Below are 23377 nucleotides of genomic sequence, written 5' to 3' on the forward strand. Positions count from 1 at the left end.
CGTTCTTTAGGCTAAAGGATGCTTGGTCTCAACCAATTCCCGCATGCGTTCGTCTAAAATATGCGTGTAAATCTGCGTGGTTGAAATATCGGCATGGCCGAGCAAGGTTTGCACCGCGCGAAGGTCAGCGCCCCCTTCTAGCATATGTGTCGCAAAAGCGTGGCGTAGCACATGTGGCGATATTTTAGCGGGATTTAGACCCGCGTCCCTCGCCAGATCTTTGAGCATTTGCGCAAAGCGTTCCCGCGTCATGTGACCCAGCTTTCCGCTGCTGGGGAATAGGAACGATTTGGCGCGATCTTTGGCAATCGCATTGGTCGGTAGGGTTTGTTCTCGCAAGGGAAGCCATGTCGTGATGGCACGTTGCGCGGCACCTGTCAGGGGGACCAGACGTTCTCGCCCGCCTTTGCCTTTGATCATCAAACATCCATCGCCGCGCCGCATCGCCGCCGTTTTTAAACTGACTAACTCTGTCACGCGCAGCCCGCCCGCATAGAGAATTTCCAGCGCACAACTGAGCCGCACGCCTTTGGGCGACGTGTCTTTGGCGGCTTGCGTAAACAACGCATCGACATCGGCATGGGTGATAATTTTAGGGAGCGGCCGCCCTTGCTTTGGCCCGCGCAAAGCGTGCGCGGGATTATCTTGGCGCAGTCCCTCTGTTTGTAGAAACAAGAAAAACTGCTTGGCAGCCGACAGCTTGCGCGCAGCAGATGACGGGGCCAGCCCGTCCTTGGCCCATTGCGCTAACACACTCTCGAGCGCCCCCGTACCTGCCGCTTCCAGTGACTTTGATGTCAGCGCGTCTCGCCAGCCTTCCAGATCACGCCGATAGGCGGTCAGCGTATTCTCGCTCGCGCCCCGCTCCGCGCTCATCATTTCAAGAAAGGTCTCGATCTGTGTCATAGCGGACGGATGAAGTCAGTTGCGGCGATTTGGCCCGCAAATTCAGATTGCCCGACTTGACGCAGGGCGCGGATGATCTCTGAGAGGCTCGCAGCATTTAATTCGCGACCTTTGATGTGGCGCGCGCTTAGCAAGACGACTTCCGCACTCGCGCCTACCTCTGCCGCGCTGCGTAAAATGATCAAATCGCCTACAGATATATTCCGACCGCCCGACAGAGCTTGGCCCGATAAGGCGTCCCGCGCCACGTCAGACATCGTTGCGCCCAGCGCTAAGGCTAGCGCCGTGTCTCGTTTTGCACGAACCACCGCGTCGCCGTCCAGCCCCAGTCGCGTCTCAATATCTGTGCCCATAGGCCGCGCGCGAAATCCACCGCCCAAAGCATCGGCTGCCAGCGCGATGCGTGACTGCGCGTCTGCGGTATCAACCGCGCGATACAGCCCTTGCAGCGTCGCAATATCGCGTCGCTCGACAGCTGCGCGGGCAAAGAGAGGCAAGTTGGCTTGGGCTTGATCCGACGCTGGCATTGTCGCAATCACATTTGACATGATACGCACCAAATCATCAGACGCACCCCCCGCCCGCTTGGCGAGTTCCGCAAAGGCACTGGCATTGCCAGACTTCGCCAGCAGGTAAATCTGCGCTGTGCCTTGTGGCTGAGTATTCGCTGTTGCGGAGGCCAGATCAAAACTGGACGAGCCCGCAATATCGTCGGGATCGAAGGCGAGGTCTGACATAATGCCAGATAGTTCGGCGTCCGAATACGCCGCCAGATTGGCCCAAACCGCTTTCAGACGGTCTTCTGCTGATAATTCCAGATTCATGGCATCCGACGGTTTGGGTGCATCGCTGATGCGTGCGCGCATGAAAGAAATCAAAGCATCATCGGACGGCGCGGCAGTGGGCGCAGAGCGTTTGCTACCCATCATATTAGACAGAAGCGCGAAGTAAGCTGCATCATCCAAGCCGCCGCTTTGCAATAAATCGCGCGTCAATTCAGCCGCAGATATTTCGTCGCGCAGCACATGACACACCGCCCGCAACCTAGCCCATGTGGGGGCAGACCGATCTGTTGTGATACTGTCCGAAACGGCGCACGCCGCTTGGCTATCACCTTGGCTTAACGCGATGTTGACGCGGGCTTCAGGCGTTTGACCAAGAGCAGGATTGCGAGACAGAAACGTGTCGAGCGCGCGCTGATCCCCTAAGCGCATGACGGCGGCTAACCGCGCAGCCTCGAACTGATCGCGATTGCCTTCGGGCGGCACACCGGGCGAGAGCAGGGCCGCACGCACCATATCGCGGATGAGCGGATTATCGGACGCTGCGGGCGCATTGCGAATTAAGCCTGCCGCTCGCTTAGCGCTTGTGCCTTGCCATAAAGAGGAGGGAAGAGAAATATCCTGTGTTGACAGCGCCCCTGCATCAAAGGCCGTCGCTGCCCCCAGCGTTTCCTCATAAATCGGCGCTTCCTGCGCAAGCGCTATCGGAGCTGCCCCAAGCAGCAATGCGGCCAAGGTGAGTGTGCTAAGTCTGCGCATGACGAGCTCTCGCATTAAGGGGCGTCCAGTTCAATCGTGATCGTTTCAGTCGGGGCATTGTCGGGCGACGCGCCCATGACAAGCCACACAAAGCCCAAGAGAGCGAGCAAAACGACAGCAATCCCGGCAATAGTCAGCTTTTTCATTTTAACCTCATTTCGTGCAATTTCGCATATGATGCGCATTAAGTGTTGAGCATACGTTGATTTGTGACCATATTGTGGAAAATTAACGCGCTCGACCAGACTGAATAACAGTTTGGCCTGATGCGCGGTGTAAAAACTTGAAAAGGCAGGCTAATGCCGCTGTTAGAGATTACGTCTCGCCCCATCGCCCTTGTTGGATTGATGGGAGTAGGCAAAACCACGATTGGTCGTCGTCTGGCCAAGCGGTTAGATCGTCCGTTCTATGATTCTGATGAAGAGATTGAGGCGGCCTCTGGGCGCACAGTGGCGGGCTATTTCCGCGATCACGGCGAAGACTTGTTCCGTGCAGGAGAGAAGCGCGTGATCGAGCGTCTACTGGACGGTTCATCCGTCGTGATTGGCACGGGCGGTGGGGCGTTTATTCATCCTGAAACGCGCGAAATCCTCAAAGACAAAGCGCTGACAATTTGGCTCAAAGGTGATTTTGAGACAGTAATGGAGCGCGTCAGTCGCAAAAATACGCGGCCCCTACTGCAAGTGGCTGACCCCCGCGCGAAAATGCGCGAGTTAATGGATGTGCGCTACCCGATCTATGCTGAGGCTGATCTGCATGTGAATGTTGCCAGCGGCCCGCATCTGCGCACGGTTAATCGCGTTATCCGCGCGCTGAAAAAACACGAAAACAAGCTCGCGAAAAAGGCCAAGGCCAATGGAAAACAGAATGGATAATGCCGCGAAATCCTTACATGTCGATTTGGGCGACCGCAGTTATGACATCGTGATTGGCGAGAGTTTGATAGCGCGGCTAGGTGAATTAATTGCCCCTCACACACCGCATGGTCGCGTGGCGATCATTACCGATGAAAACGTAAATGCGCTATACGGTAAGGCTGTCGCGGCCGCGCTTGCGGATTATGAAACTCACCTTATCGTCAGGCCCGCTGGCGAAGCACAAAAGAGCATGGCAGGATTGAACGACGTCTTGGAAAGCCTGTTCCGCGCTGGCCTTGATCGCTCTGATATGGTGCTCGCTTTGGGCGGCGGCGTGATCGGCGATTTGGCGGGATTTGCGGCGAGCATCTATAAGCGCGGTATTCCGTTTATCCAAATCCCGACAACGCTGCTGGCGCAAGTCGATAGCTCCGTTGGCGGTAAAACAGCCATTAATTCGCCCTTCGGTAAAAACCTGATCGGAAGTTTCTATCAACCGCAATTAGTGATCGCGGATATTGATGTCTTGTCGACCCTAGCAGAGCGGCAGATCAAGGCGGGCTATGCGGAAGTCTTGAAATATGGCTTGCTAGGTGATGCAGCGTTTTTCGAACGTCTGGACGCAGGACAAGGCGCAAAGATTTTGGCGCTGGATAAGCCCGCTCTACAAGACGCTATCGCCGTATCTTGCGAGACGAAAGCGCGGATTGTTGCGGCGGATGAACGCGAAAGCGGACAGCGGGCTTTGCTTAATTTGGGACATAGCTTTGCGCATATTTTTGAACTTGCCGCGGGCTATGACGGCGACTTGCTGCACGGCGAAGCGGTCAGTGCGGGCATGCAAATGGCGTTTGAATTTAGTGCGCAGCGCGGTCTGTGCGAGGTCAGCGACGTGACGCGCGTGCATGACCATTTGGCCAAATTATCCATGCCAATGCCCAAAGACATGGCGCCGTATTTAAATGATATTGACGCGCTGATGGGGCATTTATCGCAAGACAAAAAGAATGAGCGCGGTGCGCTGACTTTTATCCTAACACGGGGGATTGGCGAGGCCTTCGTGCAGCGAGATGTTTCGCCTGAATCTGTTTATGAATACCTCGAAAACCTGAAAGATCGATATGCTTGATGCCGCTCTATGGGATGCGCTCAGCCGCCCTGAAAACCTGACATTGATAGGCACGATCTTATCCCTGCTCGTGTTCTCTGCATTTTTCTCCAGCTCTGAAACGGCGCTGACGGCGGCGTCGCGTGTGCGCATGCATGCAGCAGAAAAGGACGGGGATAAGCGGGCGACCATTGTGACAAAATTGATGAACATGCGGGAGCGCCTGCTGGGCGGTATTTTGCTCGGAAATAATCTCGTCAATATTCTGGCGTCCGTTCTGACCACAGCCTTGTTCACGAATTTATTCGGCGCTGGCGGTGTGGCTTTGGCCGCAGCGACAGGTGTGATGACGATCTTGATTTTGATTTTCGCCGAAGTTCTGCCCAAGACTTACGCGATCACGCAGCCAGATAAATTAGCGCTGATCGTCTCGCGCCCTATTTTATGGATCATCCGAATTCTTGCTCCGATTGTGACCGTGGTGCAGGTCATCGTCAATGGCGTGCTGCGCCTGTTTGGTATGGACACCAATGCGTCTGCTTGGACAGCGGCGGACGAAATTCGCGGCGCGGTTGATCTGCATCTACAAGAAGGCGGTGTGGCGAAACGCGCGCGGGATCAAATTTACGGCGTTCTTGAAATCGGCGAATTGACGATCGAAGAAGTTATGATCCACCGTAAGAATTTAAATATGGTCGATGTCAACGCATCGCCCGAACAGATCATTAAAGACGTTTTGGCGTCAGGTCATACGCGCCTACCGATCTACAAAGAAGACACCGATAATGTCATCGGCGTGTTGCACATCAAAGATCTACTGAAAGCGATGTCCCGCGCGAGTGGCGACATATCTTCCATCGACATAAAAAAATTCGCCCGTGAGCCATGGTTCGTGCCAGAGACAACATCAGTTGTGAAACAGCTTCGGGCGTTTCAACAAAAGCGTGAACACTTTGCGTTGGTCGTTGATGAGTACGGCGCGCTGATGGGTGTCGTGACTTTGGAAGATATTTTGGAAGAAATCGTTGGTGATATCCAAGATGAATATGACGAAGAACTGTCTGGTGTAAACCGCCTCAAAGACGGCGGCGCTATTGTGCGCGGGGATGTGGCTGTGCGCGATTTAAACCGCGCGATGGATTGGAAGCTGCCTGACGAAGAAGCCGTCACGATTGCGGGCCTCGTGATCCATGAAAGCCAGACCATCCCGATCGTGGGGCAAACATTCGCGTATCACGGCTACCGCTTTGAAATCTTAACTCGCACGCGCAACCAAATTCAAAGCTTGCGAGTCACCAAGACGTTTGAGCCGGATCAGCGCGCGGGTTAAACCGCTCTTAGAACTTCCAACGAAAACGCATGAATTTTCGGCATTTCATCTGACAGCGCATCCATAACTGCGCGGTGCTGCGCCAAACGTGTCAGCCCGTCCAAAGCCTTGCTTTGGATAATAACATGGAAATGGCTCTCCGCGCTTTGCCCGTCCTCCGCCTCGCCAAATTCTGCGGCATGAGCGCGCGCCCCAGCATGCCCCGCATGCTTGTGGCTCTCATCTCTGACCTCTAACTGCGACGGATTAAACTTTTCCGTGAGTTTAGACTTGATTGCTGTGCCGATTATGCCCATTTTGTGCAGTCCTAATTTAGCTTCAACCGTATATAGGTCCTATGCCCTCCAATTTCGAGTATAAACCCAAAGGAATCGATATTCGCGTCTCTAAGACGAAGAAGAAGAAACCGCCTAGCCAAGAACCTTGCGACTGGGAGGGGTGCGTGTCCAAAGGCGGCTGCAAAGCGCCAAAGGGTCCAGACCGCCTACGCGAATATTATAATTTCTGCACAGCCCATGCGCGTGAATATAATAAGAACTGGAATTTCTTCTCAGGCATGAGCGATACAGATATTGCGGAATGGCAAGTCGGCGCCCGCCACGGCCACCGCCCAACTTGGGATGTGCGCAAGAATACAGGCGAACGGGCGCAAGCGCAGAAGAAGCGCAAAGCTGGCTCCACCTCGGTCACGTCTGAAGGGTATAATATCTTCGGCGAAGGCGGCATACCCGATCAGAAAGAAGCCCCCGCCGCCGCCTCTCTAAGATGCAGATCAAAGCGCTCAACGATATGGGTCTTGATGAAACGGCGACCAAAGAAGACGCGCGCAAACGCTACACCCAACTCGTTAAACAGCTCCATCCCGATGCCAACCAAGGCAAGCGCAATACCGAAGAAAGCCTGCAGCGTGTGGTCAACGCCTATAAGGTCTTAAAGACAACCGATCTTGGCTAGCATGTGAGCCAGCTTTCGCGTTTTCTGATCGCAGGCGTCGGCACTGTCGGTCTATATATTGGCGGCGTTTGGTGGGGGACGGAAATCGCAGGGTTTCCGCCGCGCGCAGTGAATTGGGTTTTCTATATCTTGGCGACGGGGATTTCATTCCTGCTTGCTTATCTGTGGATATTCAAATCAAAGGCACCCCCGTTGGCGCGCTGCTGGGCTATATCTTGCTGCAGGTCGGCGGAATTATATTCAATACGCTTTGGGTGGAGGCCGGACTGCGCTTCACAGGCCTCTATCCTTGGGTGATTGCCGCGACCTATTTCGCAATTTGGCCGTTTCTGTCCTTCACGGCTCCAGCGACATTATATCTTCAAATGAGATACTTGGATTTCAGACAGGCAACGGCTATAGCCAAATAGACAAGATTTCCTCACATGATGCCGACACAGAAAGCCAAGCAATTATGAGTGACCAATTCCCGATTTTTCAGCCAGACACCACGATTTCTGCGCGCGAAGTGTTTGACGTCGATTTCGATATGGAAGTCCCTGCGTTTTCCAAGGTCAGCGAATATGTCCCGCCCGTGGACGACGCCTATATCTTCGATGACCGCACAACACAGGCGATCCTCGCGGGCTTCGCCTATGACCGCCGCGTTATGGTGCAGGGATATCACGGGACAGGCAAGTCAACCCATATTGAACAGGTCGCTGCACGGTTGAACTGGCCCATGGTGCGGATCAACCTCGACAGCCATGTGTCGCGGATTGACCTTGTCGGCAAAGACGCGATTGTCCTCAAAGACGGCAAGCAGATCACGGAATTCCGCGAGGGCCTGCTGCCTTGGGCGCTACAAAATCCTGTCGCGCTGGTGTTTGATGAATATGACGCGGGTCGCCCCGACGTGATGTTTGTGATCCAGCGTGTGTTGGAAGCGCAAGGTCGCCTGACGCTGCTCGATCAAAACAAAGTTATCACGCCGCACAACGCTTTCCGCCTGTTCGCGACGACGAACACGGTGGGCCTCGGCGATACAAGCGGGCTTTATCACGGCACGCAGCAAATCAACCAGGGCCAGATGGACCGTTGGTCAATCGTCTGCCAGCTCAACTACCTCCCACATGATCAGGAAGAAGCCATCGTGCTGGCGAAGTCGCCGAGCTATGACACACCCGAAGGTCGCGATTTGCTCGCGAGCATGGTGCGTGTTGCCGACATGACGCGGAACAGTTTTATCGCGGGCGATATTTCGACCGTCATGAGTCCGCGAACGGTGATGAACTGGGCCGAAAACGCGCGCATCTTCGGCGGCGACATCGCACAGGCATTCCGCCTGACCTTCCTCAATAAATGCGACGAACTCGAGCGTCCGATCATCAGCGAATTCTACCAACGCGCGTTTGGCGAAGATCTGCCAGAAAGCGCCGCAACGGTGATGGTGGCTTAATGGCTGAACACGACTATTTAAGCGGGCTGGCAAAGTCTCTTAAAGGTCGTGTCGCATCAACGCCTCTGGAGGCAAAATTTAGAGCTATGACTGGCCAATCGCCCATTGATAATTTCAAACGCTCGCTCGCCTCTGCGACGAAAGCGATTTCGGGTGAGCCGGAATTGGAGGTGAGTTTTGGCGGGGACGTCGCGGGGATCGTGCGCGATCAGATCATGTTGCCGAGCTTGCCGCCTGCGCCCAAGCCTGAATTAATTGCGAAAGCTCGCGGGGAAGCGGATGCGCTGGCTTTGCGTCTGGCGCTGCACGACACTGATGTTCATACGCAAGGGCAGCCGCAATCTGGCCCCGCCCGCGCCGTGTTCGAAGCCATGGAGCAAGCACGGATTGAAGCGCTTGGCGGGCAGCACCTCTCTGGCCTCGGTGATAATCTCATGGCGGCGCTTGACGCTCGCGCGACCCGACGTGGGTTTGATAAAGAGAACATTGCAAAAGACGATAACAGTTTCGCCGAAGCCGTTGGGCTATTTGCGCGCGAAGTCCTAACAGGACGCGACCTTCCAGCATCGACTGACGGAATCATGCAGGCGTGGCGGGACGAGATTGCGTTGAAGGGCGGGGAACGGATGGATGCGCTCAAAGACTTGATCGGCGATCAGGCGGCCTTTGGGCAAAGCGTCCAAGACCTCATCGCGGATTTCGACTTGGGCCAAGATTTGGCTGACCCCGAAGAGGATGACGATTCTGATGATGAAACGTCAGAAAATGAGCAAGAGCAGCAACAAGATAGCCAAGACGATACGCAGTCAGAGGATCAGCCTGGCCAGACCGAAGTATCTGACGCGGATGCGGTTGAGGACGACACAGGCGACCCGCAAGACATGGTCGACGCCGAAAATATGGACGGCGAGGGTGATGATAGCGAGCAAACACCGAGCCCCAACGGCCAACGCCCGCAACCGACAAATCTGCCTGACCCTTATAGTGTCTACACGACAGCGCATGACGAAGTGATCAAGGCGGAAGAGCTGTGCGATATTGATGAATTGGAGCGTTTGCGCGGCTATCTCGACGGGCATATGGCGGGTCTATCAGGCGCGATTTCACGGCTGGCCAACCGTTTGCAGCGGCGCTTGCTCGCGCAACAACAACGCAGCTGGACCTATGATTTGGAAGAGGGGATGCTCGACACGGCGCGTTTGACCCGCGTGATCACTGACCCGATGAGCGCCCTGACATTCAAAGAAGAAAAGGAAACGGATTTCCGCGATACGATCGTGACGATCCTAATCGATAATTCAGGCTCGATGCGTGGGCGGCCAATTATGGTCGCTGCCGTCTGTGCCGACATCATGGCGCGAACGCTGGAACGCTGTGGCGTGAAAGCCGAAATTTTAGGCTTCACGACAAAAGCTTGGAAAGGCGGCAAGAGCTTTCAAGACTGGATGGCTGCGGGTAAACCAACAGGGCCAGGGCGGCTGAATGATTTGCGCCATATCGTCTATAAAAGTGCGGACATGCCGTGGCGGCGGGCGAAGCGAAACCTGGGCCTGATGATGCGCGAAGGCTTGCTCAAAGAAAATGTCGACGGCGAAGCGCTGGACTGGGCCTATAAACGCCTCATGGCGCGGCCGGAACAACGCCGCATTATGATGGTGATCAGTGACGGCGCGCCCGTGGATGATGCCACGCAAAGCCAAAATAAATCGGGCCTGCTTGAAAATCACCTGCGCCTCATGATCGATAAAATCGAAAACCGCTCAGAAGTCGAACTCGTCGCCATCGGCATCGGCCATGACGTCACTCGCTGGTATAAGCGCGCGGTCACGATCATGGATGTCGAACAACTCGGCGGCGCAATGACGGAGAAGCTCGCGGAATTGTTTGACGAAAATCCGCGAGGCCGGCGGTAGTTACTCCACGAAAAAGCCCGCCCTGCCAGATTGTTATCTGTGCAGGACGGGCGGCTCTCCCCTCACGCGTGCGAGTATTTGTGTCCCGCTTCGCTTGAATTATGTGGCCTTCGCGAGACCGCGGAGGTTTTTTGTTGTGCTTCGTGTTTCCGTTTCATGGAACCACGCTGAATATTTTTCGTCTTTTTACCTCATAAATTGGACGAAGGGGGTCCATTTTATAAGGCACCTATTTCCGAACGAAAATTATTCTAATTCACGGAACCTCGCTGAATATTTTGTGCTTTTCTGGCTCAGGAATTAGGCGAAGGATGCCTATTTCCTGAGACTTATCTAGCGGCACAAATTATTCTAATGCGCCAACACAGCCAATAGTAGCAATGCGATGATGTTTGTAATCTTGATCATCGGGTTCACGGCTGGACCAGCGGTGTCTTTATAGGGATCGCCGACGGTGTCGCCCGTGACAGAGGCTTTGTGAGCTTCACTGCCTTTGCCGCCGTGATTGCCGTCTTCGATATACTTCTTGGCATTGTCCCACGCGCCGCCGCCCGCTGTCATTGACAGCGCCACGAACAGACCTGTGACAATCACGCCCAGCAGCATCGCGCCGAGGGAGGAGACTGCGGCTGCACTACCAGCCAAGAACTGGACTGAGAAGAACAGCACGATAGGTGCCAAGATCGGCAGGAGTGACGGCTTGATCATTTCTTTGATCGCCGCCCCTGTCAGCAGGTCAACCGCCCGTGCATAATCAGGGCGAGACGTCCCCGCCATAATGCCTGGATCAGATTTGAACTGACGACGCACTTCTTCGACAATCGCGCCAGCCGCTCGACCCACGGACTGCATCGCCCACGCACCGAAGAGGTAGGGCAACATGCCGCCAATAAAGAGGCCAACAATGACGTAAGGATCTGTGAGGCTGAACGTCAACGTACCCAGGCCGTCAAAGAATGAGCCAGGCGTTGCAATAGACGCGAAATACTCGACGTCTTTGTAATAGGCAGCAAACAGCACCAACGCGCCGAGGCCAGCGGATGCAATCGCATAACCCTTGGTCACGGCCTTGGTCGTATTCCCGACCGCGTCCAGAGCGTCCGTTGTGTTGCGGACTTCAGACGGTAGCTCTGCCATCTCTGCAATGCCGCCCGCATTATCGGTCACAGGCCCAAAAGCGTCGAGCGCGACAATCATGCCTGCCACGCCGAGCATCGCTGTCACAGCAATCGCGATACCGTAAAGGCCCGCCAAGCTGAAAGTGGCGATAATGCCGAAGACGATAATTAGAACTGGGACAGCTGTCGCTTCCATTGATACGGCAAGGCCTTGGATCACATTCGTCCCGTGACCTGATTCAGACGCGGCGGCGACCGAGCGCACAGGCTTATATTTTGTGCCTGTGTAATACTCGGTGATCATCACAATGGCGCCCGTAATGACGAGGCCGATAATGCTACAGATAAATAGGTTCATACCTGTCAGGGCTTTGTCACCGCCAATGGCTGTGCCAGCAATGTCGCCGAGTCCCACCATTTGCTGCGTGACAAAAAAGATCGCCGCCGCAGACAAAACGCCCGTTGCGACAAGACCTTTATAAAGCGCGCCCATGACATTGGTTGACCCTTTGCCCAAGCGGACAAAATATGTGCCAATAATCGACGTCACAATACACACGGCTGCAATCGCCATCGGGTAAAGCTTCAACGCTTCCAGATTGCTAAACAAGATAGAACCAAGAACCATGGTGGCCGCAATAGTCACGACATAAGTCTCAAACAAGTCAGCGGCCATGCCTGCGCAATCGCCGACATTATCGCCGACATTATCAGCAATCGTGGCCGGGTTGCGGGGGTCGTCTTCGGGAATACCCGCTTCGACTTTACCGACCAAATCGCCGCCCACATCTGCACCCTTGGTGAAGATACCGCCGCCGAGACGCGCAAAGACAGAGATCAAAGAAGCGCCGAGGGACAGGCTGACCAGCCCGTCAATCACGCCGCGCCCATCTGCGCCCATAACTTGCGTCAAGACCAGGTAGTAACCTGCAAGGCCGAGCAGGGCGAAACCTGCGACGAGCATGCCCGTAATCGCACCCGCTTTGAACGCAATGTTCAGGCCCGCGCCCAGCGAGCCGCGAGACGCTTCGGTCGTGCGCACATTCGCTTGCACAGACACGAGCATACCGACATAGCCGGCAATCCCTGACAGCACAGCGCCAATGACGAAGCCGACAGGGGCAATCGCATTTTGGAATAATAAGGCGAGCACAATCGTCACAAAAACGCCAACAGCAGCAATCGTCTTATATTGTTTGTTGAGATAGGCCTTGGCACCTTCTTGAATTGCGCCAGCAATTTCATTCATACGGTCATTACCAGTACTGGCTTTCATCAAGCTGGCACGGGTCACAATCCCGTAAAGCACAGCCAGAACGCCAGCTGCGATGATTAGATAAAGAGTCATGATAGATCTCTCCCCATAATGTGTGCCCATTATATTGAGCATCAATGTTATGAAGTTGGCCGCACCTTGTTTCAGATGCGCTTCCCCTCGCGAGTATGAAGTTGGCCGCTCATCCCCTAGAATGGCGCTTCCCTTCGCGGAATAGGTAAACCTTAGCGCCAATGCAGAGCGAATCAAGCCCAAAATCGGAAATCCGTTAAGGGTTGGGACGTGCGTCAAAAATGCACCTGCGACCTATTCGCAAAGTAATTGACACTCATTCTCAACTAGGGTAAATCGCAAATATGATCTATTGCGTGTGTAACAATATCAATACAGCGGCTGTGGACCGTGCAGCCAAAGCAGGGGCTGAAACAGCGGCCTGTGTTCAGAAATCCTGCGGGACGCGATTTAATTGCGGGCAGTGCAAAGTCGATATTCAAGCTCGGCTGATGGAACTCCGCGCCTTGGATCCTGCCATTACGCCGTGTCTGCAAGCCGCAGAATAACGCAATTTAGGCCCTCATAGGCCTATATATCATCGAAATTGCATATTTTTGTGCAACTGATTTTCAATCACTTCAATAATCATTGACCTACACAAGCTATCTGGCGCACCACATGCCAAACGACGTTTAACCAGGACAAGATTATGCGCGGCGATAAAAAAGTTATTCAATATCTCAATGAAGCTCTGAAGGCTGAGCTGACAGCGATCAACCAGTATTTCCTCCATTCGCGCATGCTCGCCGATTGGGGCGTGTCGAAACTGGCCAAGAAAGAATACGAAGAATCAATCGAGGAAATGCAGCACGCAGATAAGATCATCGAACGTATTCTCTTTCTCGGTGGTCTGCCCAACCTCCAAGACCTCGGCAAACTCTATATCGGCGAAACGGTACAAGAGATTTTAGAATGTGATATGAAACTCGAAGATATTGCGCTTCCGATCTATCGCGATGCTGTGGAATATTGCGAGAAAGTCCGAGATTACGGCACGCGCGATATTCTGCAATCGATCCTGATCGATGAAGAAGATCACGTGGATTATCTGGAAACCCAATTTGATTTGATCAAACAAGTTGGCATCCAAAACTATATCCAGCTGCAAACGGCCCCTGTTACAGAAGAATAAGCCGCCTCTATTAGGCTGAAACTTTTACAGCTATCTGCGCGTATTATAGGTAGACTTTAGAAGGAGACATCTGTGCCAAATTATTTGACATCCATTCGCCGAGCCGCTTGCGCAGCAGCCATTATCGCGGTGAGCGCCGCCGCGCCGAGTTTCGCGCAAAGCAGCGAGACAATCAAAGGCTCCGACGGTGTGGCACTCAACGCACAGACTTTGGCGGAATTCGAGAGCCCTTGGGCGATGGCATTTTTGCCAGACGGGCGGGCGCTGGTCACAGAGAAAGACGGCGTTATCTGGCTGTTAAATTCAGACGGATCGAAAGCGGGTGAGATAGCCAATGTCCCAGAAGTCGAGGCACGCGGGCAAGGCGGGCTGGGAGATATTATTGTCCATCCAGATTTTGCGAATAATCGAACTGTATTTTTATCTTATGTCGAACGGGACGCAGAGAACAATAAATTATCGGGCGCTGCCGTCGAACGCGCAACGCTGATTATAGGGGCCAATAAAGGGCGCTTGTCAGACCGTGAAGTGATTTGGCGGCAATATCCCAAGGTGACGGGCAACGGCCATTACGGACACCGCCTCGCGATTGCGCCAGCTAATTCAGGTATGGAAGGCAAGCTCTTTATCACCTCGGGCGAACGGCAGAAATTTACGCCTGCGCAAAATATGGACATGAACTTAGGTAAGATGATCCGCATCAACCAAGACGGCTCTATCCCCAAAGATAATCCCTTTGTCGGGCAAGGCGGCGTCACTGCGGAAATATGGTCGCTCGGACATCGCAATCCCTTGGGCATAGACTTTGACGCTAAGGGTCAACTTTGGTCACATGAAATGGGCCCGCGTCATGGCGATGAATTAAATAAAATCGTGCGATCTGAAAATTACGGCTATCCAGTCGTGTCTAATGGCGATCACTATTCGGGTAAGAAAATCCCAGACCACGATGATTTCCCAATCTATGAAAAGCCGAAAGCCTTTTGGGTGCCAGCCATTAGCCCCGCTGGATTCGTTATCTATAACGGCGATGTTTTTAAGGACTGGAAAGGCGATGGATTTATTGGCGGGCTATCATCGCAAGCGCTCATTCGGGTCGAATTTGACGAAGATGATAAGGCCAAAGAAGCAGCACGTTATGAATGGGGTGCGCGGGTGCGCGAAGTTGAAACTGGGCCCGATGGCGCGCTATATGTGCTAGAAGATGACGGCGGCCGATTGCTGCGTCTGACGCTAAAATAGATATAAAAAAAGCGCCTCTCATGGGGCGCTTTTTTAATTCAAGCTATACGTTTATTTCTTGGCAGCGGCGATGCCCTCAACGATCAATTCGCCTGCTTTTTCAGCCGACTCCCAGCCCAGCACTTTGACCCATTTGTCTTTTTCCAAATCTTTATAGTGATTGAAGAAGTGCGGAATACGGTCCTGCAGCACTTGCGGCAAATCGGTATAGCTTTTGATATTATCGTAATAGCCAGTCAATTTATTGTGCGGGACCGCAACGATTTTCTCGTCAATGCCAGCTTCGTCTTCCATCATCAAAACGCCAACAGGCCTTGCACGGATCACGCAGCCCGGCATCAAAGCCCGCTGTCCAACAACCAGCACATCCGTTGGGTCGCCGTCATTAGATAGTGTGTGCGGAATAAATCCGTAATTACAGGGGTAACGCATTGCGGTATAGAGGAAACGGTCCACGAACATGGCGCCCGACTCTTTTTCCATCTCATACTTGATCGGCTCACCGCCCAAGGGGACTTCGATGATGACATTCACGTCAAATGGCGGATTCTCGCCAACAATAATTTTATCAATATTCATGGCCGCCTCTTAGCGCCGCAGAGAAAGTTTGCAAGTCAAAATCCAAGCCAGTGGGCTAGGTCGATGATAAAACCGCCCACAGCCCTGATATGATCATCACCAGCCCGATCAGCACATTGAATGTGCGCGCCGCCTTGGGTCCACGTAAGAACAATTTGATACGGTCCGCGCCGTAAGCATAGGCGGCCAGACCCAGCATTTCAGTCACTGTGACTGTCAAAAACATGATCAAAATTTGTGGGGGGAGCGGGGCTGTTGCGCTGAAATAGACGGGCAGTAATAAGCCGAAATAGACCAGCGGCATGGGGGAGGAAAGTTGTAGTGCGACGCCGCGGGAATACAGTTTTCCGCGCGGCGGGGCGTCCTCTGCTGTGGCCTCGGCATCGGGCAGAGGACCGAACATGGTGGTCAAAGCAAGGTATAGAATGACAAGTAATCCGATGATTTTTAACGCAATAAACGCCCGTGGATAAATCGTCAGCAGCGCCATAGCGCCTGATGCCGCCAGAGCTAGCCAGACCACATTCGCGCTGGCAATCCCTAGGGCGGCCAACATGGCGGGCCGAAAGCCGTAGCGAAAGGCGCTGGCTAAAACGAGCATCACGGCGGGGCCAGGCGTTAACCCTCCTGCCATGAACAAAGCCACGAGCTTTAACCAAGTATCAAATTCCATTGTTGGAGGAGCCTTTGACGTGACCAAAATCAAATGCCTCTTAGGCCGCTTTTTAAGGCTTTGTAAACCACGATCCCTAAATCGCCTCTTACGATTATCTGCTAGCTCTCTGGGAACAAATTTTAATGCAGATGGGCAGAAATGGCGCAGTATTCAGACAGGCAAGGAGCAAACCCGCAATCCAAGCGGACTGGGTTGGCGTGGGTCAGCCTGACAGCTTGCGTCGTCGCGGTTATCGCGGGCGCAAATGCTCTGTCGGCGGAACCTACGCCCGTTCCTGCGGCGCAAAGACCGTCCCTTGTGGCGCAAGAAGTTTGCGTGAACACGGCTTCGCGGGCGTGCCAATGTATCCTGACACGGGCGAGGCAACACGTTGCTTTGCCAAAGGCAGAGCAATTATCCGCGCATATTCAAACCGTAGATTGGAGCGCGCTTGATATTCCTGCCAGTGCTCTGGAAGACGCCTATTTCACCGGGTCTTTAGAACCGCAATTATCAAAGCTAGCGGCGAACATAACGTCCGTGCGCGGCAAAGCTCGGGACGCGCAGTTAGAAACTATGCGGCAGCTCCGTAGAGAGGCTGGCCGCGCCGTGGCGGGGACATGCTTGCCAGACGAATATTTCGCTGACCAACGGGCCTTCCACAGAACAGGACTATCCAAGGGCCGCACGCAACAGATCATTGCCGATGCGCATGTTGCGGGTGAGGTCGTGAAGGTCGCCTTGCGTTCAAGCGACAGCGCGGGATTTACGGAATTGCGCCGCTAAAGCTGCGCTTGGATTTGCGTATTCAGGCGGTCAATATGGCTGTTGAGGGCTTGATCATAAACAGGGCTGAGCGACTGTGCTGTTTCAAACAAAGTCTTGGCGAGAATTAGTTCTTTTTTGCGCGCAGCGATAATGCCTGCATCCCCCAATAGCTGGCTCGCCCGGTCAGGCGCGACCCCTGAAATCGCCTCTGCAAAATTCCCTTTTAGCATCATGGTGAGGCGGCGATTATTATCAAACCGCGCTTGACCCGGGGCTTGCAGAACGGCGCGCGTGAAATGCGTCTGTGCGGTATCCCAATCGCCTTCCATCAAGAATGACTGCCCCAAATTATTCTCTGTCAGTCCCGCCCGCTGCCCTGCCAGACCCGCCATGGCATAAGCCTGTCGCGCCTGTGCGCCGCGACCGTCCGCATCTAAAACATGGCCCAGCGCGTTCCACACGCGACTATCATCTGCCGCTGTTTCGAGACGCAAGCGTAAGGCCGCTTCGGGGTGGGCCGTCGTGCCTTGCATGACAGCACACAAAACTTGGCCCGTGCGAGCAGCGTCAGATTTCAGCGTCTTGAACAGGCTGTCGGCCAATGCGATTTGTCCCGTCGCTAGGGCAGAATTCGCGTAGCCTAAAGTTGCCCGCTCTTGTCCGCGGTCATGGAAGTAGACGAAACGGTAGCTCTCTAGCGCCGCTGCATACTCGCCCGCGGCATAGGCGGCGTCAGCTTGCATGATCTGAGTCAGCACATCAAACACATCGGTCGAGCTTTGCTCAAAAGCCCGAACCTCAATCTCTGGCTCGCTGGCTTTGGCGGGTTGCACGCTCATCAGAATGATCGGCAATAATATGATAGGAAAATAAAACCGCATGATTAAATGCCCAACCCATCCATAATCCGAAGCGCTGCTGGCATGAGGAGCATGACCATGATGGTCGGGAAGATAAATAAGATCAGCGGCACCGTCAGTTTAGCCGATAGTGCCATCGCTTTTTCTTCCGCCCGCATCATGCGTTTATGGCGCATGTCTTCCGAAAAAGTCCGCAGAGCCTTGCCGATGGAGCTTCCCATTTCTTCGGATTGTTTAATCATCACGGCAAGGGCTTTGGCTTCGTCCAAATTAATGCGCGTCGCAAAATTCTGCATGGCTTGATTGCGATCACGCCCCGCCCGAAGCTCAAGATTCATAATCTCAAGATTGACTTTTAGCGCAGGATAGCGCCCACCCAATTCGTGGCTCACGCGGACCAATGCTGCGTCCAAACCCAGGCCTGCTTCGATACAGGCGACCATTAAATCCATCATATCAGGGAAGCCCCGACGGCAAGCATCCGTCCGCTTGCTGGTCTTCCATTGGATAAACCAACTCGGCCCCAGCAGACCGAGGAGTAGAACAAGCACAGATAAAAACCCCGTCCCGAGCGCACCAAGTTTGGCAGTCAAAGCGCCCCAAAACATCAGGAGCAAAAAGATAGGCCCGAAGAGGCTAATCATCCTCGCGGCAAGAAACGACTTCACCGCGTTTTCGTCATAATAGCCAGCTTGTGCCAGCGTGAAGCGCAAGCGCGTAATTTCTTTGGCATCGGGTAGTGTTAGATGGCTCCCCAACTGCGTGAGCAAGTTCTTCTTGGCGAGTTTTTTCGCGCCAACTCCGACATCGTCATCAAAATTCAGTGCAGCCCCGCCCGCAAGGCGGCGTTCGATCTGGCGGCCTTGGGACAAGGCACCGCGAATGGCGACAACCATCAAAGCCATCGAAATAAAAAGAAAGCTTACAGAGACAATAATTGTCAGAGCGTTTGAAAAATGCATCGCAATCGCCCCGTATTAAATCTTGAAGTTAATCATTTTACGCATGACGAGATTGCCAATACCCATCCAAACCACAACGCCCCACAGCGTATATTTCACAACAGGTCTATCCGCGACTTCGCCGTAAAATTCTGGGCTCAAAACCTGGATTAGAACGAAAAGTGCGATGGGCGCGAAGTTTAGAATAATCGCAGACATGCGGCCTTCGGCGGAGGCGGCTTTGACCTTTAAGCGCATTTTTTGCCGCGCGCGAATTGTGTCGGCATTGGAGCGCAGCAGTTCGGCCAGATTGCCGCCCGTGCGTTCTTGCAATCTGATCATGGCAGAAAACAATTCAAAATCTTCATGGCCAACACGGTCTGAGAGGCGCTGCACGGCGGCGCTGATGGTGGAGCCGAAGGACACTTCATCCGACGCAATCCCAAATTCACTGCCGATAGGATCGGGCATTTCGCGCGCGACTAAGGCCATAGAGACCGGCACAGGATGCCCGGCTGCGAGAGAGCGAATAATAACATCCAGCGCTTCGGGCAGTTGCCCAACGGCCTTATTCCGCCGACGTTTAACAAGAAACCGCAAGATAAAAATGGGCGCAACCAATCCTAAACCTGCCCCGACCAAAGCCCATATCAGCCCGCCCTTCACCAGAAATAATGTCAGCGCGAGTGAGATAGAAAAGCCGACAAGCGCAACATAAATACCGTAAGCCCCGAGGGGTAAGCCTGACTGCAAGACTAATTGTCCTAGCCAGTCGTTCAAGCTGCGGAAATTCATACCATCAGACGTTAGACCGCGCGACTTTCGCATTTGCGCAACGATGTTTGCCTGACTGTCTCCGCCCTGCATACGCCGTAGGCGATCATTGGCAAGTTTAATTCGGGTCGTTGCCTGACGCCCTGCGCCAATCGTGGTCTGCACAGCCAAAAATCCCGCCGCAAAGACGAGCAAATAGATCACCATGTTTTGGCTAATTTCCACTAGCCAACTCGCTCTTTAATTGTCTGATCGGATTGCGGGCCAACGGGCAAAACAGCGGGTTCAAAAATGCCTTCTGGCAGCGGAATATCGCGCGTTGTAATTTCTTCTAAGCAGCGCGGACGAATGCCCGTTGCGCGAAACTCACCGATGACTTCATGCTTTGGACCTGTGCCTGTGCGTGTGTAATTAAATATTTCTTGCATCTGAATGACCGCGCCTTCCATGCCTGTCACTTCGGCAACAGAGGTAATTTTACGCTGCCCGTCCGAGAGGCGCACAGCCTGCACGATCAAGCCAATCGCAGAGGCGATCTGTCCCGCGACCGCTTCGGGCGTGATTTTCATATCGCCCATCGCCACCATTTGTTCGAGCCGGGTAATCGCGTCGCGCGGGGTGTTGGCGTGCAAGGTTGCCATAGAGCCTTCATGGCCCGTATTCATGGCTTGGAGCATATCAAACGCTTCTTCGCCGCGGACCTCGCCCAAAATGACGCGGTCAGGCCGCATCCGAAGCGCGTTCTTCACGAGCCCCCGCTGACGAATTTCACCCTTGCCTTCAATATTCGGCGGACGGGTTTCCATACGGGCGACGTGAGGTTGTTGCAGCTGCAATTCCGCTGCATCTTCAATGGTAATTAAGCGTTCTTTTTCCGAAATCGATTGCGACAAAGCATTGAGCAGTGTGGTCTTACCAGAGCCTGTACCGCCCGAGATCAAGATCGTCACACGGGCTTTACAGGCCGCCCAAAGGAACTGCGCGACCACGTCTGGCACAGCGCCGAATTCGACAAGCTTGTCCAGTGTAAACGGTTTTTTGGAAAACTTCCGAATAGAAACAAGCGGCCCGTCAACGGCAATCGGGGCAATGGCGACGTTGACACGCGACCCGTCGAGTAAGCGCGCATCGCACAAAGGCTGGCTTTCATCCACACGGCGTCCGACCTGGGCGACGATACGGTTGACGATACGCAACAAATGCTCTTCGCTGGCAAAGCGCACGGCGGTGACTTCTAATTCGCCGCGCCGTTCGACATAGACTTGTTCATGGGTGTTGATCAGAATATCGGAGACGGTGTCGTCTTGCAACAAAGGTTCCAGTGGCCCTAAGCCTGTCATTTCGTCATAGATACCGTCGGACAGCGTCTTTAATTCCGCCGCGTTCATCTTCAGCTTTTCTTCCCGCGCCAGTTCTTTGACGATGTCAAAAACGCGAGCTTTCAAAGCAGAAGTGTCAAGTCCGTCGAGGGCCGTTAGGTCAATCTCGTCGATTAAGCGACCATGAAGTTTAATCTTTGTGTCGAGAAATAATTCAGTTTCGGATTTCGCAGCAGGCTTCGTTGGTTTGGCAGGCTCAATTTTGACGGCTTCAGAAGGCGTTTCGACAATATCGATCAGGCTTTCTGGCCCCAAGGCGGGCAGGGCCTTAGACGTACCTTTCGGCGCAGTTTTTACCGCCCCATTTCCGCTCTCAAGTTCGCCCAATAAATGTGTAAATCGTCCCATAGAGAAGGACTAGCAAAGCGGCTCTAAAATCAGGTTAGATTTTAGGATTAACAGACTCTTATGCAGCGATAGAGCCTGAATTTTCAACGTCATTATTTGCGTGCAGCGCGACAAGTTTTTCAACCAATTTCCGCGCGTCCTTGGCGTAGCGACTATCTTTACGGACAGCGCCCACGGGCTCGCCACAATTAATGGCTTCACGCGCCGTGTCTGCGTCTTGGCAGATCGTCGCCCAAATATTTCGTTCCAGCGCGGCTTCGGCATCGGACAGACGCAAAGCATTTCGGAAAGACCGACGCTCATATTTAGAGATAACGGGCTCAATCGTCGTGCGGTCACCCAAGACCGATTGAGCGTGTTGGATATGCGTGCGCGTCAGATGCAGTGACGGGATCGTCAGCTCTGACACTAGACCCACAAAATCTGACCCGCCCATCACGGCCAACGACCACGGAAGTTCTTGACGTGGCATATCAACGATAACGTATTTATAAAGCTTCGACGCTGCATCTAAAATAGCCATGACCGCATGCGGGTTCACTTTCTGCATAGCCCCTGGAATATTGGGTGTCGCCAAGAGGCTGATGCCAGAGACATGGGTGCTGACAAGGGCCGAAGTAAACGCCGTATCAATTCGTCCAGAATTTTGAGTGAGGTCGTCAAGGCTCAGGCTAGGCATCAGGTCCAGATGATGCGCACACGTGCCGTTCTCGAAATTCAAATCAATGAGGCAGACTTCGGGGTCTTGTGGGTGGCGGCTCCAGACCTCTGTTTGCCTTACACTGCATCGCCAAGTCATAGGCAATTTGCGTGCAGAGCGTGGTCGTCCCTACACCGCCACTCGATCCGACAAATGTATAAATACGCGCTTCCTGCGGGGAAACAGGCGGGGCTTTGTCGGGAGTGGCGGTGACGTGGGATGTTCGGGAATGATCGTCTGTGTCGTCATGGGTGACAGGCGCTTCGGCAACGTCTTCTGGCATATCTGGAATCATCAGATCCAAATCCGTTTCAGATGCGGCGCGCGTTTCGACTAATTGTATTAATTCTGTCGGCGAGTTTTTATCGCGGTCGCTTTTGCGACGATTAAAAAGTTTACCCACTGCGTAAGTCCTCCCCCATATGGCTGGCCGACACGCTTGGTATTTTGCGAATCGAGTCAGGCAGAATTAAATCTAAAAAGACGAAATCATATTCTAGGTCAGTGACTGTCACTGTAATTAGCGGCGCAGGATCGGCAGGAAACCCTGCGCGGCCAAGGCCAGACCCAACATAATCAATTCTGATATTCTCAGCGTCCAACCCGCCAAAGACATCGCACATGCCGCGGCGTTTGCGCGCTGTCGCAGCGCAGGTCATGTCTTGATCTGGGCCAAATACAATCGCATTGAGGGCGCGCTGATCAAAGCTGCCTGAGTCGCAGCGCTTGGTTTCGCCTGAACATTTGCGCGAGTAATATGGCATGGGATCGCCCACTTTGGTGCCGCCGCCCATGCCTGTCATAGACCGCAAATCCGCAGCGACGGGATTGGATGTGGCGGCCAAGCGCGCGCCGTGACGCGCAGCTTGGTTAGCGCCGTTCCATTGATAGAAACCGTAGGACAGCTCTACCCCGCCGCCCATCAAAACGATCAACATAGGAATAACGAATGCGGCCTCGACCGTGACCGACCCTGTAGTGGATCGACGAAATTTGTGCCAAAGAGTCGCCATCATGCGCTCCCTACGACACGTTCTTGGTGCGTGGCCTTTAATTTAATGGACCCGCCGAAAATGCTCTTCAAAACACCAATGCCTTGATAGGTATGTTCAGAAGATAATTCTATAATTTGAACGACGTCACTGCCGCGATATTGTCGCTGTCCATTAACTTGTGGGTTAGCGATTTGGCGATAATTAATTGTAACGTCCGAGGCTGACCAACCTGTAATTCTGGCCGGATGCCCGCTATCTAATTGCCCTGTCACAGCCAGACGCTTGGCACGTGTTTCTAGCGCTTGGGGAGATCCTGTGCGGGCCAAGTAATTCCCAGCCGCTGTCAGGCCCGTTTCCATGCGGTGATTGTTCAATATCAAGAGCGAGCTATCGACCGCGCCCAGCCCGAGCGCGATCAATAGAGGGACGATGAACACGGCTTCTACCGCGACGGCCCCTCGCTCATCTTTGCGATATGTACGCAATGATTTCATACAGCCCCAATAACC

General features: G+C 53.7%; 26 protein-coding genes. 11 read left to right on the top strand and 15 right to left on the bottom strand.

All coding sequences use genetic code 11. From position 1 onward, the window contains the following. Positions 1 to 6: 6 nt before the first annotated feature. Genes AB8615_RS12400 through AB8615_RS12410 form a run of 3 tightly spaced genes read right to left on the bottom strand, consistent with a single transcriptional unit; the run spans position 7 to position 2593 of the window. The gene (locus tag AB8615_RS12400) at positions 7 to 906 is read right to left on the bottom strand and encodes a site-specific tyrosine recombinase XerD (RefSeq protein ID WP_409432881.1); all 900 of its coding nucleotides are present in this window, start codon (positions 904 to 906) and stop codon (positions 7 to 9) included. Next, on the bottom strand, positions 903 to 2447 hold the full coding sequence (locus AB8615_RS12405) for a hypothetical protein (RefSeq protein WP_409432882.1): 1545 nt from the start codon (positions 2445 to 2447) through the stop codon (positions 903 to 905). The genes AB8615_RS12400 and AB8615_RS12405 overlap by 4 nt, the downstream gene beginning before the upstream one ends. A gap of 14 nt (positions 2448 to 2461) precedes the next feature. After that, positions 2462 to 2593 (bottom strand): hypothetical protein, encoded by a 132-nt coding sequence (locus tag AB8615_RS12410; RefSeq protein ID WP_409432883.1) that lies wholly within the window; start codon positions 2591 to 2593, stop codon positions 2462 to 2464. 153 nt (positions 2594 to 2746) lie between these two features. On the opposite strand from AB8615_RS12410, the gene AB8615_RS12415 reads away from it, so the two are divergent. The 3 genes from AB8615_RS12415 to AB8615_RS12425 are packed head-to-tail and all read left to right on the top strand — an operon-like array spanning position 2747 to position 5742. Next, positions 2747 to 3322 carry a shikimate kinase gene (locus AB8615_RS12415; RefSeq protein ID WP_409432884.1) on the top strand — a complete coding sequence of 192 codons (576 nt, stop codon included), beginning with the start codon at positions 2747 to 2749 and terminating at the stop codon, positions 3320 to 3322. Beyond that, positions 3303 to 4433 (top strand): 3-dehydroquinate synthase, encoded by a 1131-nt coding sequence (aroB, locus tag AB8615_RS12420; protein WP_409432885.1) that lies wholly within the window; start codon positions 3303 to 3305, stop codon positions 4431 to 4433. The genes AB8615_RS12415 and aroB overlap by 20 nt, the downstream gene beginning before the upstream one ends. Further along, entirely contained in the window at positions 4426 to 5742 is a 1317-nt protein-coding gene (locus AB8615_RS12425; protein ID WP_409432886.1) for an HlyC/CorC family transporter, read from the top strand. The genes aroB and AB8615_RS12425 overlap by 8 nt, the downstream gene beginning before the upstream one ends. Here the strand turns inward: AB8615_RS12425 and AB8615_RS12430 are convergent. Next, positions 5739 to 6038, bottom strand: a complete 300-nt coding sequence (locus tag AB8615_RS12430; RefSeq protein ID WP_409432887.1) for a BolA family protein — start codon at positions 6036 to 6038, stop codon at positions 5739 to 5741. The two genes, AB8615_RS12425 and AB8615_RS12430, sit on opposite strands and share 4 nt — an antisense overlap. Positions 6039 to 6531: 493 nt before the next feature. On the opposite strand from AB8615_RS12430, the gene AB8615_RS12435 reads away from it, so the two are divergent. The 4 genes from AB8615_RS12435 to cobT all read left to right on the top strand — a co-directional run bounded on the left by AB8615_RS12435 (position 6532) and on the right by cobT (position 10047). After that, on the top strand, positions 6532 to 6696 hold the full coding sequence (locus tag AB8615_RS12435) for a J domain-containing protein (protein ID WP_418152458.1): 165 nt from the start codon (positions 6532 to 6534) through the stop codon (positions 6694 to 6696). Positions 6697 to 6809: 113 nt separating this feature from the next. Continuing rightward, a complete protein-coding gene (locus tag AB8615_RS12440) occupies positions 6810 to 7106 on the top strand; it encodes a hypothetical protein (RefSeq protein WP_418152459.1) in 297 nt (98 codons plus the stop codon). A 44-nt stretch (positions 7107 to 7150) separates the two neighbouring features. Continuing rightward, a complete protein-coding gene (cobS, locus tag AB8615_RS12445) occupies positions 7151 to 8134 on the top strand; it encodes a cobaltochelatase subunit CobS (RefSeq protein WP_409432890.1) in 984 nt (327 codons plus the stop codon). A gap of 86 nt (positions 8135 to 8220) precedes the next feature. Beyond that, entirely contained in the window at positions 8221 to 10047 is a 1827-nt protein-coding gene (cobT, locus tag AB8615_RS12450) for a cobaltochelatase subunit CobT (protein ID WP_409432891.1), read from the top strand. Positions 10048 to 10398: 351 nt separating this feature from the next. Here cobT and AB8615_RS12455 read toward each other — a convergent pair whose 3' ends face one another. After that, positions 10399 to 12513 (bottom strand): sodium-translocating pyrophosphatase, encoded by a 2115-nt coding sequence (locus AB8615_RS12455; RefSeq protein WP_409432892.1) that lies wholly within the window; start codon positions 12511 to 12513, stop codon positions 10399 to 10401. Between the two features lie 284 nt (positions 12514 to 12797). Between AB8615_RS12455 and AB8615_RS12460 the strand changes: the two genes are divergently transcribed. From AB8615_RS12460 to AB8615_RS12470, 3 genes are all read left to right on the top strand, one after another. Next, positions 12798 to 13001, top strand: coding sequence for a (2Fe-2S)-binding protein (locus tag AB8615_RS12460; RefSeq protein ID WP_409432893.1), 204 nt, complete (start codon positions 12798 to 12800; stop codon positions 12999 to 13001). Positions 13002 to 13144: 143 nt separating this feature from the next. After that, a complete protein-coding gene (gene bfr, locus AB8615_RS12465; protein ID WP_409432894.1) occupies positions 13145 to 13627 on the top strand; it encodes a bacterioferritin in 483 nt (160 codons plus the stop codon). Between the two features lie 72 nt (positions 13628 to 13699). After that, complete coding sequence (locus AB8615_RS12470; RefSeq protein ID WP_409432895.1) at positions 13700 to 14869, top strand: PQQ-dependent sugar dehydrogenase; 1170 nt, start codon at positions 13700 to 13702, stop codon at positions 14867 to 14869. A gap of 51 nt (positions 14870 to 14920) precedes the next feature. On the opposite strand, the gene ppa is transcribed toward AB8615_RS12470, so the two are convergent. Both ppa and AB8615_RS12480 read right to left on the bottom strand, forming a co-directional pair. Continuing rightward, a complete protein-coding gene (gene ppa / locus AB8615_RS12475; RefSeq protein WP_409432896.1) occupies positions 14921 to 15448 on the bottom strand; it encodes an inorganic diphosphatase in 528 nt (175 codons plus the stop codon). 55 nt (positions 15449 to 15503) lie between these two features. After that, positions 15504 to 16121 carry a LysE family translocator gene (locus AB8615_RS12480; RefSeq protein ID WP_409432897.1) on the bottom strand — a complete coding sequence of 206 codons (618 nt, stop codon included), beginning with the start codon at positions 16119 to 16121 and terminating at the stop codon, positions 15504 to 15506. A 141-nt stretch (positions 16122 to 16262) separates the two neighbouring features. Here AB8615_RS12480 and AB8615_RS12485 point away from each other — a divergent pair, with 141 nt between their 5' ends. Next, positions 16263 to 16889: a hypothetical protein gene (locus AB8615_RS12485; protein ID WP_409432898.1), complete on the top strand. Its 627-nt coding sequence runs from the start codon at positions 16263 to 16265 to the stop codon at positions 16887 to 16889. Here the strand turns inward: AB8615_RS12485 and AB8615_RS12490 are convergent. Genes AB8615_RS12490 through AB8615_RS12525 form a run of 8 tightly spaced genes read right to left on the bottom strand, consistent with a single transcriptional unit; the run spans position 16886 to position 23362 of the window. Next, positions 16886 to 17752, bottom strand: a complete 867-nt coding sequence (locus tag AB8615_RS12490; RefSeq protein ID WP_409432899.1) for a hypothetical protein — start codon at positions 17750 to 17752, stop codon at positions 16886 to 16888. The two genes, AB8615_RS12485 and AB8615_RS12490, sit on opposite strands and share 4 nt — an antisense overlap. A 2-nt stretch (positions 17753 to 17754) precedes the next feature. Then, positions 17755 to 18693: a type II secretion system F family protein gene (locus tag AB8615_RS12495; protein WP_409432900.1), complete on the bottom strand. Its 939-nt coding sequence runs from the start codon at positions 18691 to 18693 to the stop codon at positions 17755 to 17757. Between the two features lie 15 nt (positions 18694 to 18708). Next, a complete protein-coding gene (locus AB8615_RS12500; protein ID WP_409432901.1) occupies positions 18709 to 19671 on the bottom strand; it encodes a type II secretion system F family protein in 963 nt (320 codons plus the stop codon). Beyond that, entirely contained in the window at positions 19671 to 21173 is a 1503-nt protein-coding gene (locus tag AB8615_RS12505; protein ID WP_409432902.1) for a CpaF family protein, read from the bottom strand. The genes AB8615_RS12500 and AB8615_RS12505 overlap by 1 nt, the downstream gene beginning before the upstream one ends. A 58-nt stretch (positions 21174 to 21231) precedes the next feature. Beyond that, on the bottom strand, positions 21232 to 21852 hold the full coding sequence (locus AB8615_RS12510) for an AAA family ATPase (protein WP_418152460.1): 621 nt from the start codon (positions 21850 to 21852) through the stop codon (positions 21232 to 21234). Between the two features lie 43 nt (positions 21853 to 21895). Further along, positions 21896 to 22276: a hypothetical protein gene (locus AB8615_RS12515; protein ID WP_418152461.1), complete on the bottom strand. Its 381-nt coding sequence runs from the start codon at positions 22274 to 22276 to the stop codon at positions 21896 to 21898. Beyond that, complete coding sequence (locus AB8615_RS12520; protein ID WP_409432904.1) at positions 22269 to 22889, bottom strand: TadE/TadG family type IV pilus assembly protein; 621 nt, start codon at positions 22887 to 22889, stop codon at positions 22269 to 22271. The genes AB8615_RS12515 and AB8615_RS12520 overlap by 8 nt, the downstream gene beginning before the upstream one ends. Beyond that, positions 22886 to 23362, bottom strand: coding sequence for a TadE/TadG family type IV pilus assembly protein (locus tag AB8615_RS12525; protein ID WP_409432905.1), 477 nt, complete (start codon positions 23360 to 23362; stop codon positions 22886 to 22888). The genes AB8615_RS12520 and AB8615_RS12525 overlap by 4 nt, the downstream gene beginning before the upstream one ends. Between the last annotated feature and the right edge of the window lie 15 nt (positions 23363 to 23377).

This window comes from Litorimonas sp. RW-G-Af-16, assembly GCF_048319245.1.
Taxonomy (GTDB): Bacteria; Pseudomonadota; Alphaproteobacteria; order Caulobacterales; family Maricaulaceae; genus Litorimonas.